The following is a 14,928-nucleotide window of genomic DNA, read 5'->3' on the forward strand; positions in this document are numbered from 1 at the left end:
ATCGCGGGGCAGCTTAGGCCCATTTCAACCCCAGATAAAGCCGAATCGGCGAACACCACCCACCCGTGCGTTTGCGTTGACCGTGCGGCAACGGAGTTGTTGTTGGTTACAGGCGGCGCCAAGCCATTCGAGCGACAGCTGCTGCCATCGCTGGCAGGCCCGCGCGGTCTTGGGGTCGATCCGGCATTCCCTCGTAACCGACGATGTGGCCGAGCGCTCGTGTGGTGCGTGGCGCGATCATCGAGGCCAGTTCCGCGTGTCTACCGAATGGGAGCCACACAGATAGCGTCTCAGGCCTGCTGACAATCGCCTTGCGTACCAACGAAGAGGCCCGTTCGACCGTCATCATCGGTAAGGTGCCGAAGGCGTTGAAGCGTTCCGAGGGCGCGGTCATGTCCGTGCTCACCAGGGGCAGTTTCACTGACGTCACAGTGATTCCGTGCGACAGCAGCTCCCGGCCGGTCACGATGCCGAACTCCTCCAAGGCCGCCTTCGACGCCAGGTAGGCGGAGAACCGTGGGGTGTGGTTCTGCAACCCCTGGGTCGTGACGTTGACGATGTGGCCGCTTCGGCGGTCCCGCATCGACGGTAGGAGTCCCAAGGTCAGTCGAACGGCCGCGAAGTAGTTGAGGGCCATGGTTCGTTCGTAGTCGTGGATGCGGTCGGTCGCGTCGATCACCGACCGGCGGATGGAGCGGCCGGCGTTGTTGACCAGGACGTCTATGGCGCCGTGGTCGGCCAAGACCTGCTTGACCAAAGCGTCGACGGCGTCGTTGTCGGTGAGGTCGCAGGGGTAGGACAGGGCCGTGCCGCCTTGTCCGGCTATCTCCGCCTGGAGTTTCGCCAGGTCGTCGGCGCGGCGGGCGACCAGGAGGACGTGGGCGCCCTCGCGGGCGATGCGGACGGCGGTGTGTTTGCCGATGCCCGATGAAGCGCCGGTGATCAGGACTGTGCGGCCCTGCAGTGGGGGGCGGCGGGAGGCTCTGTCGGGGTCGATGTTCGCGGACCAGTGGTGGTGGATGGTGCGGGCGTAGTCGCTCAGCGGCGGGACCGACAGGCCGCTTCCCGCGAGCGCTCTGCGTGTCACAGCGTCGTTGGCGGTGGCGTTCGTCGACAGGCGGGCCAGTGTGTCCCGGGACAGGCCCAACTCCGCGAGCACCGCCCGGCGGGTCGCGCGGAGGAGGCGGCTTCGGTCGAGGAAGCCGAGGGCCGCCGTGGAGACCGCCGTGATGCCTCGGGTGAGCGCGGCGGGGACGGTCGTGGTGATTCGGGGGGCGCCTGCCGCGTCGGCGAAGGCGTTGTAGATCTCGTGTACCGGGACGGACTCCGGTGCCGTGATCGGGTACGTCAGGTGCGAGCCGCCGTGGTGGTGGATCAGGTGGTCGATCACGGCGGCGGCGTAGTCGACCGGGATCACGTTGGTCTGCCCCAGGTCCGGGCACGCGAGAGGCAGTGCCTTCGGCAGGCGGGCGAGGCGGGAGACGAGGCTCAGCAGGTCGCCCTCGCCGAACGGCTCGCCGGTTCGTGAGTCGCCGAGCATCAGGGACGGGCGGTAGATGCGCACGTCCATCCCACGCTGTCCGCGCAGCAAGGTGCGGTCGTCGGGGCCGGGGGAGAGCTGGTGGAACGCGACGGCGCCCGCGGTGCGGGCGTAGGTGACCACGGCGGCCACGGCCTTGGTCGACAGGTGGATGACGTGGTCGACCGAGTCGGGCAGGGAAGCGCCCAAGTCCGGTTGGTCGAGGTCGCAGGCCATCGCCACCACCCGCGGGTCGTCGGCCCAGCGCCGCTTGAGGCGGTCGACGGCCGAAGGTCGCGCCAGTGCGTAGACGGTGGTGCAGGTGGGGCGGTTGAGCAGGTTGTCGACCAGGTCGCGGCCGAGCAAGGTCGCGGCGCCGGTCACGAGGTAGGTGGTCATGGCCCCAGCTCAAGTAAGTGAGACATCGTGTCGCACCCACTGTCGCACGCCCTCAGGCCCGCGGCAAGGTCAATCGACGAGCAGTCGCCTGATCGGCTGGTCCGGGTCGAAATCGACCCCGAGGGCCTTGAGGTTGCCGTCGAGGATCGCCCAGATCGAGCAGGTCAGGAAGTCGGCGAGTTGCGCGGTGGTGAGGGTGCGGCGCTTGTCGGCGAGCCAGCGGTTGACCGAGGCGTCGACGAAGCCGATGATGCCGGACGCGATCTGCGGAGCGAGGGTGGTTTCCTTGCCGGACGTCTTCAGCGCCATGGCGAACAGTTGCGCGGCCTGCGACGCGATCGCCGCCTTGGTGCCCGCGACGATGCGAGACCCGGCGGTGGGTGCGTCGGCTCGGACGGCCGCACCGAGGAACTCGTGCAGGCGCGGGTGCTGCTCGATCCAGTCGAGATAGGCCAGGACCGCCCGTCGGATCGCCTGGACCGGGGTGCCGTCGGGGCGCAGCGTCGGGCTGAGTTCGGCCATCAGTGAATCGATGATCCGCTGCCGGATCTGCTCGTCGAGGTCGGCGCGGTCCTTGAAGTGCCGGTAGACGACCGGGCGCGGCACGCCGACCCGGTCGGCGATCTGCTTGACGCCGACGCCGGGACCGTCCTGCTCGATCGCGGCGACGGCGGCGTCGAGCACCTCCAGGCGGCGCTGCGCCTTGTGCGCGTCCCAGCGTGTCGACCGTCCGTCGACGTCGGGCTGATCCTTCTCGGCTTCGAGCATCTCTGGAGGATACTTCCAAACAATCTGTGTGCGACACCTTGTCACGGACAACTAAGTGAGACACACTGTTTCGGCAAGGGTATGACAAGTGAGGGAGGCCCGGTGGGCGGCAAGGCGTACGTGATCGGCGTCGGGATGACGAAATTCGAGAAGCCCGGCAGTCGCGACTGGGACTACCCGGACATGGCGCGGGAAGCGGGCACGAACGCCCTGGCCGACGCGGGTATCGACTACTCCCAGGTTCAGCAGGCGTACGTGGGCTACGTCTACGGCGAGTCCACCTCCGGCCAGCGCGCGGTCTACGAACTGGGCATGACCGGCATCCCCGTGGTCAACGTCAACAACAACTGCTCCACCGGCTCCACGGCGCTGTTCCTCGCGACCCAGGCGGTCAAGAGCGGCCAGGCCGACGTCACCCTCGCGCTGGGTTTCGAGAAGATGCAGCCGGGCTCGCTCGGCGCCACCTTCGAAGACCGCGAGCAGCCGATGATGCGGCACCTGCTCGCGCTCGCCGAGCTGCAGGAGTTCGCGATGCCGCCCGCGCCGTACATGTTCGGCGCCGCGGGCCGCGAGCACATGCAGCGCTACGGCACCACGGCCGAGCAGTTCGCCAAGATCGGCGTCAAGAACCACAAGCACTCGGTCAACAACCCGTACGCCCAGTTCCAGGTCGAGTACTCGCTCGAAGACGTGCTGGCCGCCAAGACGGTCTACGACCCGCTGACCAAGCTGCAGTGCTCGCCGACGTCGGACGGCTCCGGCGCGGTCATCGTCGCGAGCGAGGCGTTCGTCGAGAAGCACGGCCTCGCCGCCCAGGCGGTGGAGATCGTCGGCCAGGCGATGGTGACCGACCTGCGCAGCACCTTCGAGGACAAGAGCGCGATCACCCTCGTCGGCGCGGACATGACCAGGACGGCCGTCCGCCAGGTGTACGAGCAGGCGGGCATCGGGCCGTCCGATGTGGACGTCATCGAGCTGCACGACTGCTTCTCCACCAACGAGCTGCTCACCTACGAAGCGCTCGGCCTCTGCCCGGAGGGCGAGGGCGGCAAGCTCATCGACGCGGGCGAGACCACCTACGGCGGCAAGTGGGTCGTGAACCCCTCCGGCGGCCTGATCTCCAAGGGCCACCCGCTCGGCGCGACCGGCCTGGCCCAGTGCTCCGAGCTCACCTGGCAGCTGCGCGGCACCGCCGACAAGCGCCAGGTCGACGGCGCGAAGGTCGCCCTGCAGCACAACATCGGGCTCGGCGGCGCCGTCGTCATCACCGCGTACCGCCCCGCCGACCGCTGATCACACTTCGAACAACCAAGGAGAGACCGATATGACCACCGTGAACGTCGCCGTCGACCTGCCCTGCACCCCGGAGAAGGCCTGGGCGACCGTGTCCGACCTGAGCCGCTTCGAGGAGTGGCTGACCATCCACCAGGGCTGGCGCGGCGACCTCCCGGCCACGATCGGCGTCGGCTCCAAGATCACCGAGGTCGTCTCGGTCATGGGCATGGCGAACAAGATCGAGTGGACTGTCGAGGAGCACGACGAGCCGCGCTCGCTGAAAATCAGCGGCACCGGCATGGCCGGGGTCAAAGTCTCGTTCACCCTGTCCGTCGAACCCAAGGGCGACGCGACCAGCGCGAACATCGACGCCGAGTTCACCGGCCAGATGATCGTCGGCCCGATCGGCATGGCGGTCGGCAAGAGCACCCGCGCTGAGCTGGAGAAGTCGGTGGCCAAGCTCGCCGAGCTGGTGGGCTGATGCCCGAGTTCGACACGGCCGGACTCGGCCAGTGGACCGACCCGGATGTCTTCGAGGTCACCGCGGAACGGATCGGCCAGTACGCCGCGGCCACCAACGACCCGATCCAGCGCCACCTCGACGGTGAGGTCGCGCCGCCGGTGTTCGGCATCGTCCCGGTGTTCAACTCGCTGGTGCCCGCCGCTCTGTCGGTGGCGCCGCCGGAGTTGCTCGCCCGGCTGGTGCACGGTGAGCAGGACTTCCGGTTCCACCGGCCGATCCGCCCGGGCGACCGGCTGACCTCGCGGGCCAAGCCGGTCGGCGTGCACGGCAAGCCGAACGGCACGGCGGTGCTCGTCTACACCGAGACCGTCGACGCCGACGGCGGCCTGGTCAACGAGCAGTGGATGACGGCGTTCTTCCGCAAGATCGATGCTGGCGTCACCACGGGCGACCTGGCTCCCGGCCACACCTTCGACGAGTCGTTGCGCGCAGTGGACCCGGCCGCGGAGGTCAAGGCACACGTCGACGAGGACCAGACGTTCCGCTACTCACCGGCCTCCGGCGACCCGATGCCGATCCACCTCGACGACGAGCTGGCGAAGATGGCCGGTCTGCCGGGGATCATCGCGCATGGCTTGTGCACCATGGCATTCACGTCGTGGGCGGTGCTGACGGAGTTCGCCGACAGCCGGGTGGAGCGCTTGGGTCGGCTGGCCGTGCGGTTCGCCAAGCCGGTGCTTCCCGGCCAAGACCTCACCACCCGCATCTGGCCCACCGGGTCCGGGGCGGTCGCCTACGAGACCACTGTGGACGGTGAACTGGTCGTCAAGGACGGCCTCGCCGAACTGACTTCCTGAATGGAGACCTGAACGTGGGAGCACTGGATGGCAGGGTTGCCATCGTCACCGGAGCGGGCCGAGGGATCGGGCGTGAGCACGCACTGCTGTTCGCCGCCGAGGGCGCCTCTGTCGTGGTGAACGACCTTGGCGGAGCCAATGACGGCAGTGGATCGGACGCGGGTCCGGCGCAGCAGGTGGTCGACGAGATCATCGCGGCGGGCGGCAAAGCGGTCGCCAACACCGACAACGTCGCGGACTGGGCGGGTGCGAAGGCGCTCGTCGACCAGGCCGTGTCGGAGTTCGGCGGGCTCGATGTGCTGGTCAACAACGCGGGCATCCTGCGCGACGCGTTCATCGCGGGCATGTCGGAGGCCGAGTGGGACGCGGTCATCGCGGTCCACCTCAAAGGCCACTTCGCCCCGCTGCGCCACGCCGCCGAGTACTGGAAGACGCGCTCCAAGGCGGGGGAACCGGTCGCCGCTTCGGTGATCAACACCGCCTCCGCGTCGGGCACCTTCATGCCCAACGCGGGCCAGGCGAACTATGGCGCGGCCAAGGCGGGCATCGCCGCCATGACGCTGGTCGCGGCCCAGGAACTGGAGCGCTACGGGGTGCGGGTCAACGCGATCGCCCCCATCGCGCGGACCCGGCTGACCCTGGCCACGCCCGGCATGGGCGCGCTGTTCGCCCAAGAGGTGCCCGAGGGCGAGTTCGACGCGTTCAGCCCGGCGAACATCGCGCCGCTGGTCGCCTACCTCGGCACCGAGAAGTGCCCGTTCAACGGCAAGGTCTTCGCCGTGCAGGGCGGCGCGATCTTCGAACTCGACGGCTGGCGCGGCGGGCGCACGGTGGAGACCGACGGCCCGTGGACCCTGGACAACCTCGACGAGCACCTGGCCGACTGGGCCTGAGAAGGAGAACCGTCATGGCCCCCACCGGCTACGAGCTCGGCCTCGGCCTGTCCGAGGAGCACTTGGCGCTCGCCGATTCCGTGCGCGGATTCGCCGACCGCCACCTCACCGCCGACGTGCTGCGTGCCGCGGTGGACGCCAAAGCCGAGAGCCTGCCCCCGTTCTGGGGCGAGCTGGCAGGCCAAGGGCTGCTCGGCCTGCACGTTCCCGAGGAACACGGGGGTCAGGGCGCGGGCCTGCTGGAGCTGGCGGTCGCCCTGGAGGCGCTCGGCCGGGCCGCGCAGCCCGGCCCGCTGCTGCCGACCGTCCTCGCCTCGGCGTTGATGGTCGCCGCGGACGCCAAGGTCGGCGCCGAGTTGCTGCCCGGCTTGGCGGACGGGTCGCGCACCGCCGGTGTGGGGTTGGCCGATCCCCTCGATGGCCGCGAGACCGGCGACGGTCTCGTCGTGTCGGGCTCGACGGTAGGAGTGCTCGGCGGAGCGGTCGCCGACGTGCTCGTGCTGCCCGTGCGGCTCAGCTCTGGGGTGCGGTGGGTCGTGCTCGACAAGACCGACCTCAAGGTCCGTGAGCAGGACAGCATGGACGTGATCCGCCGCTGCGCACTCGTCGAGGCGACAGGCGTGGCGGTGCCCGCCGAGCGGGTGCTCGACGGCCTCACCGCCGAACGCGTCCGCTCGATCGCGGCGGTGCTGCTCGGCGCCGAAGCGGTGGGCATCGCCTCATGGTGCGTCTCGACCGCCGCCGAGTACGCCAAGGTGCGGGTCCAGTTCGGCAGGCCGATCGGCCAGTTCCAAGGCGTGAAACACAAGTGCGCGGCCATGGGCATCGAGCTGGAGCGCGCGCGGGCCGTCGTCTGGGACGCCGCGCGGGCGCTGGACTCCCAGGTTGAGCCCGCCGCCGCTGATTTCGCCGCCGCGGTGGCGGCCGTGGTCGCCCCCGACGCGGCCGTGCGCTGCGGCGCCGACTGCATCCAGGTCCTCGGCGGCATCGGCTTCACCTGGGAGCACGACGCCCACCTGTACTACCGCCGCGCGCTGTCCCTGCGTGGACTCCTCGGCCGCAGCACGGAATGGGCCGACAGCGTCGCCCGGTCCGCGCTGAGCGGAGTCACCCGACCCGTCGCCATCGACCTGCCCGAGGGCAGCGAGGCGATCCGCGAATCGGTGCGCGCCGAACTGGCCGAGGTCGCCGTGCTCAGCGCTGAGGACCAACTCGTCGCACTGGGCGACGGCGGTTGGGTGCAGCCGCACCTGCCCCGGCCCTACGGCCGCGCCGCCGGCCCGCTGGAACAGGTCGTCATCGGCGAGGAGATCAAGCGGGCGGGCATTCAGCTGCCTGAGCTGCTCATGGGCGGCTGGGCCGTCCCACCGATCGTCGCCTACGGCACCGAAGAGCAGAAGCAGCGGGTCGTCGTGCCCACCCTGCGCGGCGAGATCGTGTGGTGCCAGCTGTTCTCCGAGCCCGGCGCGGGATCGGACCTGGCCTCGCTGACGACGAAGGCCGAGCGGGTCGACGGCGGCTGGAAGATCAACGGCCAGAAGATCTGGACCACGGTGGCCCAGTTCTCCGACTGGGCGATGCTGATCGCCCGCACCGACCCGGCCGCGCCCAAGCACGAGGGCATCACGTACTTCATCCTCGACATGACCACCCCGGGTGTGACCGTGCGCCCGCTGCGCGAGGCCACCGGCTCGGCCCTGTTCAACGAGGTGTTCCTCGACGACGTGTTCGTGCCGGACGACTGCGTGGTCGGGGAGATCAACGACGGCTGGACGGTCGCCCGCGCAACCCTGTCCAGCGAACGGGTCGCCCTCGGCCGGGGCAACGCCTCCTACCCGACGCTCGCCGACCTCCTGCGGTTCGCCGCAGGCCGCGACCTCGACGCCACCGCGATCCATCGGATTGGGGAGTTCGTCTGCGAGAACCAGGTTCTTGATCTGCTCGGGGCTCGAACCGTGCTCAAGCAGCTTTCCGGTGCTGATGTGAGTACTACGTCCAGCGTGGGGAAGTTCCTGAGTATGCGGTTTGGGCAGCAGATTGCTGAGTTCTGCCTTGCTGAGCTTGGGGTTGCTGGGGTGGTGGCGGTGAAGGGGGAGCCGAGCGATAAGTGGATGGATCAGGTGATCGCTTGTCGGGCGATGACGATTTATGGTGGGACTACTGAGGTGCAGCTCAATGTGATTGGGGAGCGGATGCTTTCTTTGCCTCGGGATGCTGATCGCTGAGCTGCTGCCTGGGTGCCTGTTTGGGGTTGCCTGCTGGCTGGTGAGTAAGTGGGTGCCTGTTTGGGTGGAGTGGTTTCTTTGGGGCCCCTACGAAGAAAGGCCCCTGTCGTGGGAAAGCGGGTGGGAAGCCTTCGGCCCCACGACCACGCGAGTTTAGGGGCCTTTCTTCTCCCCCAAAGAAACCACTCCACCCAAACAGGCCGTTGGGTTGGCCCCTTGCGTTCGTGGGGCATGGGCATGGGCATGGGGCAACGGCCATGGGGCAACGGCATGGGCAACGGGCCTGGGGGATGGGCCGTATTCACTGTGGACGGTTGGGGTGTCCTCGGCCTGTTCGGCGGAGGGGTGTTCGGGCTGGTTCAGGCGGTCTTGCGGGGTGCTCGTGGGCGGCGGGCTGAGGCGACCAGGTAGTCGGTGACCTGGTCGAGCACGGCGCGCGCTTTCTCGGTGTCGCGGTCGACGATCCAGTTCAGGGTGATGCCGTCGAGGGTGTTGTGCAGGAAGCGGGCGAGTATGGGGAGTGGGACGGTCCACTCCATCTTTGTCGCGGCGGCGATCGTCTCCAGGACGCTAGTCGCCACCAGTGCGTAGTTCTCGTACTGCTTGCGGGCGACCGTGGCCAGCGCGGGTTCGCGCAGCACGTACTGGGTCAGTTCGTAGGTGACCTGGTGTTCGCCGGGGTTGCTCTCCACGTGTGCCCAATACGCATCGACACTCGCTTTGACTGTGTCGCGCAGGTTTTTTCCCGCCTCGACGTGCTCGGTCGCAACGCGGGCGTTGCGTTGGTTGATCGCGTCGAGTACCTGCAGGAGCAGCGCTTCCTTGGAGTCGAAGCAGTAGTGGAAGAACCCGAGCCGCATGTCGGCCTCGGCGACGATCGCCCTGGTGGTCGCCTTCGCGACCCCGTCGCGCGCCATGACTCTGATGGCGGCCTCGACCAGCGCCGTGCGGCGTTCGTCGGCCGACATCCGAGTCATGGCGCGTGTGCTCCTTCTCCAGCGGTACCCGCCAAAGTTACCCGCGGAGCTTCCCGAGCACCGTCTGCGCCTGCGCCCGTGCGCCCGCCGAGTTCGGGTGGAACGGCACCGCGAGCGCGACCCCGTTGAGCGACAACGGGATCAGGCCCTCCACATACCGGGTGAACGGGCCCTGGCACACGTCCCGGCCGATGGTCGGGGTGTAGGTGTCCACCAGCTCGGCGCCGGTTACGGCCGCCGCGTCGCGCAGGGCGGCGTTCAGTTCGCGGAGCTTGGCGGAGAGCCACTCCATGTCCTGGGTGAGCACCGGCACCACGGGCCAGCAGCCGCCGGTCTCCGGTAGGCCCGCCAGGTAGTTGACCACCAGGACACGCGCCTTGGGGGAGCGGTGCTTGATCTGGCGCAGCGACGTGATCACCTTCTGCTTCGCGACGCGGATGTTCTCCGACATCCGGTCGACGCCGCCGACGACCCAGCTCTGCTTGCAGTAGCTGCCCAGCGGTGCGGGCAGCGGCAGGAGTGGTGGCAGCAGATTGAGACAGCCAACCGCCGCCCCCGCCAGGCCCGCGTCGTTGCCGCCGATCCCCACCGTCACCAGGTCCGTCGACGCGGTGAGCCGGTCGAACTGGGGCGGGTTCGTGCCGCCGAGCGGCAGGCCGGTCTGTGGGTTCGCGAAGTGCTCCGTGGTCGCCGAGCCGCAGCTCGCGTCCCGGAAGGTCGCGACCCCGATGGCCGTCGCGACGAGTTTCGGGTAGTTCACGGCCGACTGGGCGCAGTCGATGGGGGCGTGTTCGGCCGTGGGCGGTCCGATCAGGACGACGTCCGCCGTCCACGAGTCGCCGAGGGCCACGTATTCCCGGTAAGTCGGAGCCGCCGCCGCGTTCGGCGCGAGGGTGGCGAGGACGGCCGTGGCGGTGGCGACGGCGGCGAGCGTTCGGCGACTCGTCAAGGGGCACCTCATCGGATCATGGATTTGGTCGGGCGACCAAGTCGACGGTCGGTCAAGTGTCATCGAGCGTTCGCCGACGCACAATGACCCATTCGGACTAATGTGAGGCTGTTTCAGATATTGCGTCGGCGGCTCTGAAGTGCGGGTGTGGCGACGGCGTCCGGTTAATCTGGCTGGGCGCAGGTGGACCGTTCCGTCCGCGGCGGACCAGGGAGGCGTTGTGGGGCGAGAGAGTGCCGGGGCGGTGCTGGGCGCGAACATCCGCGCGTTGCGGACGGAGATGGGCCTGTCGCTGTCGGAACTGGCGCGGCGCTCGGAGATCGCGAAGGGCACGCTCTCGCAGCTGGAGAACGGCGCGGGCAACCCGACCATCGACACGGTGTTCAGTCTTTCGAACGCGCTGCGGGTTCCGGTCTCGTCTCTGCTGACCGAGCAGTCCAAGCCCGGGGTCGTGCTGGTCCGCTCGGCCGGGCTCGACGTGCTCAGCAGCAACGCGGTCGACCTGCGGCTGCTGCGCAGGCTGGACCTGGTCGAGACGGTGATGGAGGTCTACGACCAGCGGGTGCGCCCCGGCGAGGTGCAGCAGTCCGCCGGACACCCCGGTTACGAGCACGTCGTGGTCACCTCAGGCGTGCTCCGGGTCGGTCCGGTCGCCGAGCCGTACGTGCTCGAACCCGGGGACTACGTGTGTTTCCCGGGCCATCTCCCGCACCTGTACGAGACGGTCGAGGGGCCGGTGACCTCCGTGCTGATGCTGCAGTACCCGGTGGACGCCGGGACCACCCCGATGGCCGGTTCCTGCGCGGTGTCGAACGCCGCCCGACCTCAGGGTTGACGTTCAGCGCTTTGAGCCCTAACGTCCCCGGTGTTCACTTTAATGAACGCTGGAGGCTTGGAGGCGGTGAGCGTGTACCCGGACGTGGTGGTGGTGGGCGCCGGTGTCATCGGCGCCGCCTGCGCGCACGCGCTGACCGTCGCCGGTGTCCGGGTGACGGTGCTCGACCGCGGCGCACCGGCCTCGGCCACGACCGCGTCCGGTGAGGGCAACGTCCTGGTGTCGGACAAGGCACCTGGCCCGGAACTCGACCTCGCTGTGGCGTCTCGACTGCGCTGGCCGTCGCTGATCGAGTCGCTGCGCGAGGATCTGGGTGCGGGTGCGGAGATCGAGTGGGAGGCCAAGGGCGGTCTCGTCGTCGCCACCACCGAGGCCGCCGCCCGGCCCCTGCTGGACTTCGCCGCCGCCCAGCGGTCCGTCGGGGTGGACGCCCGGGAGATACCGGCCGAGCGGGCCCGCGACTTCGAACCCCACCTGACCCGCGCGGTCACCGCCGCCGTGCACTATCCGCAGGACGCGCAACTGCAACCGGTCCTGGCCGCGTGCGCGCTGCTCGCGGCCGTCCGCGAGCGCGGCGGCACGGTGCGTTCGGGGGTTACGGTGTCCGGAGTGGACACCGACGCCACCGGCCGCGTCCGCGCCGTGCGCACCTCCGACGGCGAGGTCGCGTGCGGTGCCGTCATCAACGCCTGCGGCCCGTGGTCCGGTGCCTTCTCCGCCGCCGCGGGCGCCCCCATCGCCATCCTGCCCAGGCGCGGGATAGTCCTGGTCACCGCCGCGCTGCCACCCACCATCCGGCACAAGGTGTACGACGCCGACTACGTCGGCGCGGTCGCCAGCGGCGACGCCGACCTGCAGACCTCCAGCGTGGTCGAGTCGACCCCCGCGGGCCCGGTCCTGATCGGCTCAAGCAGGCAGCGGGTGGGTTTCACCGACCACCTGGAGGTCAAGGTCCTGCGCGAACTCGCCCGCAAGGCGGTGGCGCTGTTCCCGATCCTCGCCGACGTGCCGGTGATGCGCGCCTACGGCGGTTTCCGTCCCTACGCTCCCGACCACCTCCCGGTGATCGGCCCGGACCCGCGGGTCCCCGGCCTCTGGCACGCCACCGGCCACGAGGGCGCGGGCATCGGTCTGGCCGCCGCGACGGGCCGGTTGCTGGCCGAGCTGCTGACCGGTGCCGAGCCACACCTCGACCCGACACCGTTCCGAGTGGACCGCCCGGCGCTCATGGAGGCGGCGTGAACGTCACCGTCGACGGCGTGGCCCAGCCCGCCCGCCCCGGCCAGACCGTGGCCGCGCTCCTCATCGCCGCGGGGCAGGTGTCCTGGCGGGACACCAGAACCGGTGGCAAACCGCGCGGCCTGTTCTGCGGCATCGGTGTGTGCTTCGACTGCCTGGTCGTGGTCAACGGCATCCCCGACGTCCGTGCCTGCCAGCGCGTCGTCGCTGACGGGGATGAGATCCGCACCCAGCACGGTGCCGAGTTGCCGGAGGCACGGTCATGACCAGACGTGTCGTGGTCGTCGGCGCCGGGCCCGCGGGCATCAATGCCGCGCTCGCCGCCGCCGACGCGGGCGCCGAGGTCACCCTGGTGGACTCCGCGCCCACTGTCGGCGGGCAGTTCCACCGCCAGCCCGCGGGCGCGGGACCGGACAAGGTTCCCGGCGGCACCAGGCTTGTCGAGCACCCGAACGTCCGCCTGCTCGCCGACACCGTCGTCTGGGCTATCGAGCCGCTCAGCGACGGACATCGAGTCCACGTGCGCACGGGCCAAGCCGACGGACCCGGACGCCGCGGCGAGACCCTGACCGCCGACGCCCTCGTCCTGGCCACCGGCGCCTACGACCGTGCCCTGCCGTTCCCCGGCTGGGACCTTCCCGGCGTCGTCACCGCGGGCGCCGCCCAAGCCCTCGCGAAGGGACAAGGGGTCGCGATCGGCAAGCGGGTGGTCGTCGCGGGCACCGGCCCCTTCCTGCTGCCGGTCGCGCAATCCCTGACCGCTGTCGGCGCCCAAGTCGTGGAAGTCCTGGAGGCGAACGGCGGCCTCCGCGGCTGGACGCCGTCCGCTCTCTTCGCGGGCCGCGGCAAGCTCGCGGAACTGGCCGGATACGCCCGACTGCTCGCCACGCACCGCATTCCCTACCGGACCAGGCGCACGGTGATCGCCGCCCACGGTGAGGACCGGGTCACCGAGGTGACCACCGCCGCCCTCGACCGCGAGTGGGGGATCCGGCCGGGGACCGAGCGCCGCGTTCCCGTCGACGCGGTCTGCGTGGGGTTCGGCTTCACACCGCAACTCGAACTCGCGGTCTCCGCGCGCTGCCGCCTTATCGACGGGTTCGTCGAGGTGACGCCCAGCCAGGAGACCTCCGTTCCCGGCGTGTTCGCCGCGGGCGAGCTGACCGGCATCGGCGGCGCCGACCTCGCCGCGGCCGAAGGCGCCATCGCGGGCGCGGCGGCGGCGGGCAGACCGATTCCCGAAGCGGCACTGCGGAAAGCGCGCCGAGGCCGGACGTTCGCCGCCGGGCTGGCCGACGCCTACCCGGTCCCTCCGGGCTGGCGGACCTGGCCCGCCGACGACACCTTGGTCTGCCGGTGCGAGGAGGTCACCCTCGCCGCGCTGCGCACGGCCGCACGGGAGCGCGCCGCGCTCGGTGTGCGGTCGCTCAAGCTGACCAGCCGCGTGGGCCTTGGCCTGTGCCAGGGCCGCGTCTGCGGACGCAACGCCGCCGAACTCGCCGCCGGGTTCACTGGCGGCCACTACGACCCCGCCGACACGGCCAGACGGCCGATCGCGGCACCACTGCGCCTCGGCGAACTCGCCGAGGACCCCGATAAGGAGAAGACGTGACCCAGGAACGGCTCGACGGCGTGATCGTCGCCACCGCGCTGCCCTACGCCGAAGACCCGAAGGCGCCCGCGGGCCTGCGCCCGGACCTCGACCGCTACGCCGAGCACTGCCAGTGGCTGGTGGCCAACGGCTGCCGCGGCGTCGGGCCGAACGGCTCCCTCGGCGAGTACTCCTCGCTGACCGACGACGAGCGCAGGCAGGTCGCCCGCACCGCGATCGAGGCGGTCAAGGGCACGGGCATCGTCGTGGTCGGCGTGCACGGCGCGGGCGCCCACCAGGCGCGGCAATGGGCCGAGTTGGCCGCCGAGGACGGCGCCGACGGCGTGCTCTGCCTGCCGCCCACCATGTACCGGGCCAACCACGGCGAGGTGATCCACCACTTCACGGAGGTGGCCAAGGCCGGGCTGCCGATCATGGTCTACAACAACCCGATCGACACCAAGGTCGACCTCACCCCCGAGCTGGTCGCCGAGATCGCCCAGATCGACAACGTGGTCGCGGTCAAGGAGTTCTCCGGCGACGTGCGCCGGGTGCTGGAGATCCGCGAGGCCGCCGACATCGCGGTGATCGCCGGGGCCGACGACGTCGTCCTGGAGAGCCTGCTGATGGGCGCGACCGGCTGGTTCGCCGGGTTCCCGAACGTCTTCCCCGCCGAGTCCGCCCGCCTCTACTCCCTTGCCATGGAAGGCAAACTGGCCGAGGCGCGGGCGCTCTACGAGCCGCTCGTGGCCGCGTTCCGGTGGGACTCGCGCACCGAGTTCGTCCAGTCGATCAAGTTCGGCATGGACGTCGTCGGCCGGTTCGGCGGACCGTGCCGCCCGCCGCGCGGCCCGCTGGCCGACGAGCAGCGCGCCCAGTTGGAGCGGGACATGCGCAAGGCCGTCGACTACCTCCGCGCGAACCCCGTGGCGGCGTGA

14 protein-coding genes are annotated in these 14,928 nt (G+C 70.1%); 10 read left to right on the top strand and 4 right to left on the bottom strand.

Annotated features, from left to right (window positions below; all coding sequences use genetic code 11):
• Positions 1-106: 106 nt before the first annotated feature.
• Positions 107-1,918: an SDR family NAD(P)-dependent oxidoreductase gene (locus tag C8E96_RS23590; RefSeq protein ID WP_091368129.1), complete on the bottom strand. Its 1,812-nt coding sequence runs from the start codon at positions 1,916-1,918 to the stop codon at positions 107-109.
• Between the two features lie 69 nt (positions 1,919-1,987).
• The gene (locus C8E96_RS23595; RefSeq protein WP_091368133.1) at positions 1,988-2,686 is read right to left on the bottom strand and encodes a TetR/AcrR family transcriptional regulator; all 699 of its coding nucleotides are present in this window, start codon (positions 2,684-2,686) and stop codon (positions 1,988-1,990) included.
• 81 nt (positions 2,687-2,767) lie between these two features.
• Between C8E96_RS23595 and C8E96_RS23600 the strand changes: the two genes are divergently transcribed.
• The 5 genes from C8E96_RS23600 to C8E96_RS23620 are packed head-to-tail and all read left to right on the top strand — an operon-like array spanning position 2,768 to position 8,399.
• Positions 2,768-3,979 (top strand): lipid-transfer protein, encoded by a 1,212-nt coding sequence (locus C8E96_RS23600; protein WP_324187113.1) that lies wholly within the window; start codon positions 2,768-2,770, stop codon positions 3,977-3,979.
• Between the two features lie 31 nt (positions 3,980-4,010).
• Positions 4,011-4,442 (top strand): type II toxin-antitoxin system Rv0910 family toxin, encoded by a 432-nt coding sequence (locus tag C8E96_RS23605; protein WP_091368140.1) that lies wholly within the window; start codon positions 4,011-4,013, stop codon positions 4,440-4,442.
• A complete protein-coding gene (locus C8E96_RS23610; protein ID WP_091368141.1) occupies positions 4,442-5,281 on the top strand; it encodes a MaoC/PaaZ C-terminal domain-containing protein in 840 nt (279 codons plus the stop codon). The genes C8E96_RS23605 and C8E96_RS23610 overlap by 1 nt, the downstream gene beginning before the upstream one ends.
• Positions 5,282-5,295: 14 nt before the next feature.
• Positions 5,296-6,174 carry an SDR family oxidoreductase gene (locus tag C8E96_RS23615; protein WP_091368144.1) on the top strand — a complete coding sequence of 293 codons (879 nt, stop codon included), beginning with the start codon at positions 5,296-5,298 and terminating at the stop codon, positions 6,172-6,174.
• Between the two features lie 14 nt (positions 6,175-6,188).
• On the top strand, positions 6,189-8,399 hold the full coding sequence (locus C8E96_RS23620; protein ID WP_091368147.1) for an acyl-CoA dehydrogenase: 2,211 nt from the start codon (positions 6,189-6,191) through the stop codon (positions 8,397-8,399).
• Between the two features lie 359 nt (positions 8,400-8,758).
• Here the strand turns inward: C8E96_RS23620 and C8E96_RS23630 are convergent, their stop codons facing one another.
• The gene (locus C8E96_RS23630) at positions 8,759-9,376 is read right to left on the bottom strand and encodes a TetR/AcrR family transcriptional regulator (protein ID WP_091368150.1); all 618 of its coding nucleotides are present in this window, start codon (positions 9,374-9,376) and stop codon (positions 8,759-8,761) included.
• 37 nt (positions 9,377-9,413) lie between these two features.
• Positions 9,414-10,325 (bottom strand): SGNH/GDSL hydrolase family protein, encoded by a 912-nt coding sequence (locus tag C8E96_RS23635; protein ID WP_166658089.1) that lies wholly within the window; start codon positions 10,323-10,325, stop codon positions 9,414-9,416.
• 220 nt (positions 10,326-10,545) lie between these two features.
• On the opposite strand from C8E96_RS23635, the gene C8E96_RS23640 reads away from it, so the two are divergent.
• From C8E96_RS23640 to C8E96_RS23660, 5 genes are all read left to right on the top strand, one after another.
• Positions 10,546-11,160 (top strand): helix-turn-helix domain-containing protein, encoded by a 615-nt coding sequence (locus tag C8E96_RS23640; protein WP_091368155.1) that lies wholly within the window; start codon positions 10,546-10,548, stop codon positions 11,158-11,160.
• Between the two features lie 66 nt (positions 11,161-11,226).
• Entirely contained in the window at positions 11,227-12,402 is a 1,176-nt protein-coding gene (locus tag C8E96_RS23645; RefSeq protein WP_228769564.1) for an NAD(P)/FAD-dependent oxidoreductase, read from the top strand.
• A complete protein-coding gene (locus tag C8E96_RS23650; RefSeq protein ID WP_091368158.1) occupies positions 12,399-12,665 on the top strand; it encodes a (2Fe-2S)-binding protein in 267 nt (88 codons plus the stop codon). The genes C8E96_RS23645 and C8E96_RS23650 overlap by 4 nt, the downstream gene beginning before the upstream one ends.
• Positions 12,662-14,011 carry an FAD-dependent oxidoreductase gene (locus tag C8E96_RS23655; protein WP_091368161.1) on the top strand — a complete coding sequence of 450 codons (1,350 nt, stop codon included), beginning with the start codon at positions 12,662-12,664 and terminating at the stop codon, positions 14,009-14,011. The genes C8E96_RS23650 and C8E96_RS23655 overlap by 4 nt, the downstream gene beginning before the upstream one ends.
• Entirely contained in the window at positions 14,008-14,928 is a 921-nt protein-coding gene (locus C8E96_RS23660) for a dihydrodipicolinate synthase family protein (RefSeq protein ID WP_091368165.1), read from the top strand. The genes C8E96_RS23655 and C8E96_RS23660 overlap by 4 nt, the downstream gene beginning before the upstream one ends.

The sequence above is a fragment of the Actinokineospora alba genome, from assembly GCF_004362515.1.
In the GTDB taxonomy this organism is placed as follows: Bacteria; Actinomycetota; Actinomycetes; order Mycobacteriales; family Pseudonocardiaceae; genus Actinokineospora; species Actinokineospora alba.

Bases quoted from the DNA above. Each gene is read 5' to 3' on its own strand.
- C8E96_RS23590 (WP_091368129.1), bottom strand. From the start codon at position 1,918: ATGACCACCTACCTCGTGACCGGCGCCGCGACCTTGCTCGGCCGCGAC.
- C8E96_RS23595 (WP_091368133.1), bottom strand. From the start codon at position 2,686: ATGCTCGAAGCCGAGAAGGATCAGCCCGACGTCGACGGACGGTCGACA.
- C8E96_RS23600 (WP_324187113.1), top strand. From the start codon at position 2,768: ATGACAAGTGAGGGAGGCCCGGTGGGCGGCAAGGCGTACGTGATCGGC.
- C8E96_RS23605 (WP_091368140.1), top strand. From the start codon at position 4,011: ATGACCACCGTGAACGTCGCCGTCGACCTGCCCTGCACCCCGGAGAAG.
- C8E96_RS23610 (WP_091368141.1), top strand. From the start codon at position 4,442: ATGCCCGAGTTCGACACGGCCGGACTCGGCCAGTGGACCGACCCGGAT.
- C8E96_RS23620 (WP_091368147.1), top strand. From the start codon at position 6,189: ATGGCCCCCACCGGCTACGAGCTCGGCCTCGGCCTGTCCGAGGAGCAC.
- C8E96_RS23630 (WP_091368150.1), bottom strand. From the start codon at position 9,376: ATGACTCGGATGTCGGCCGACGAACGCCGCACGGCGCTGGTCGAGGCC.
- C8E96_RS23655 (WP_091368161.1), top strand. From the start codon at position 12,662: ATGACCAGACGTGTCGTGGTCGTCGGCGCCGGGCCCGCGGGCATCAAT.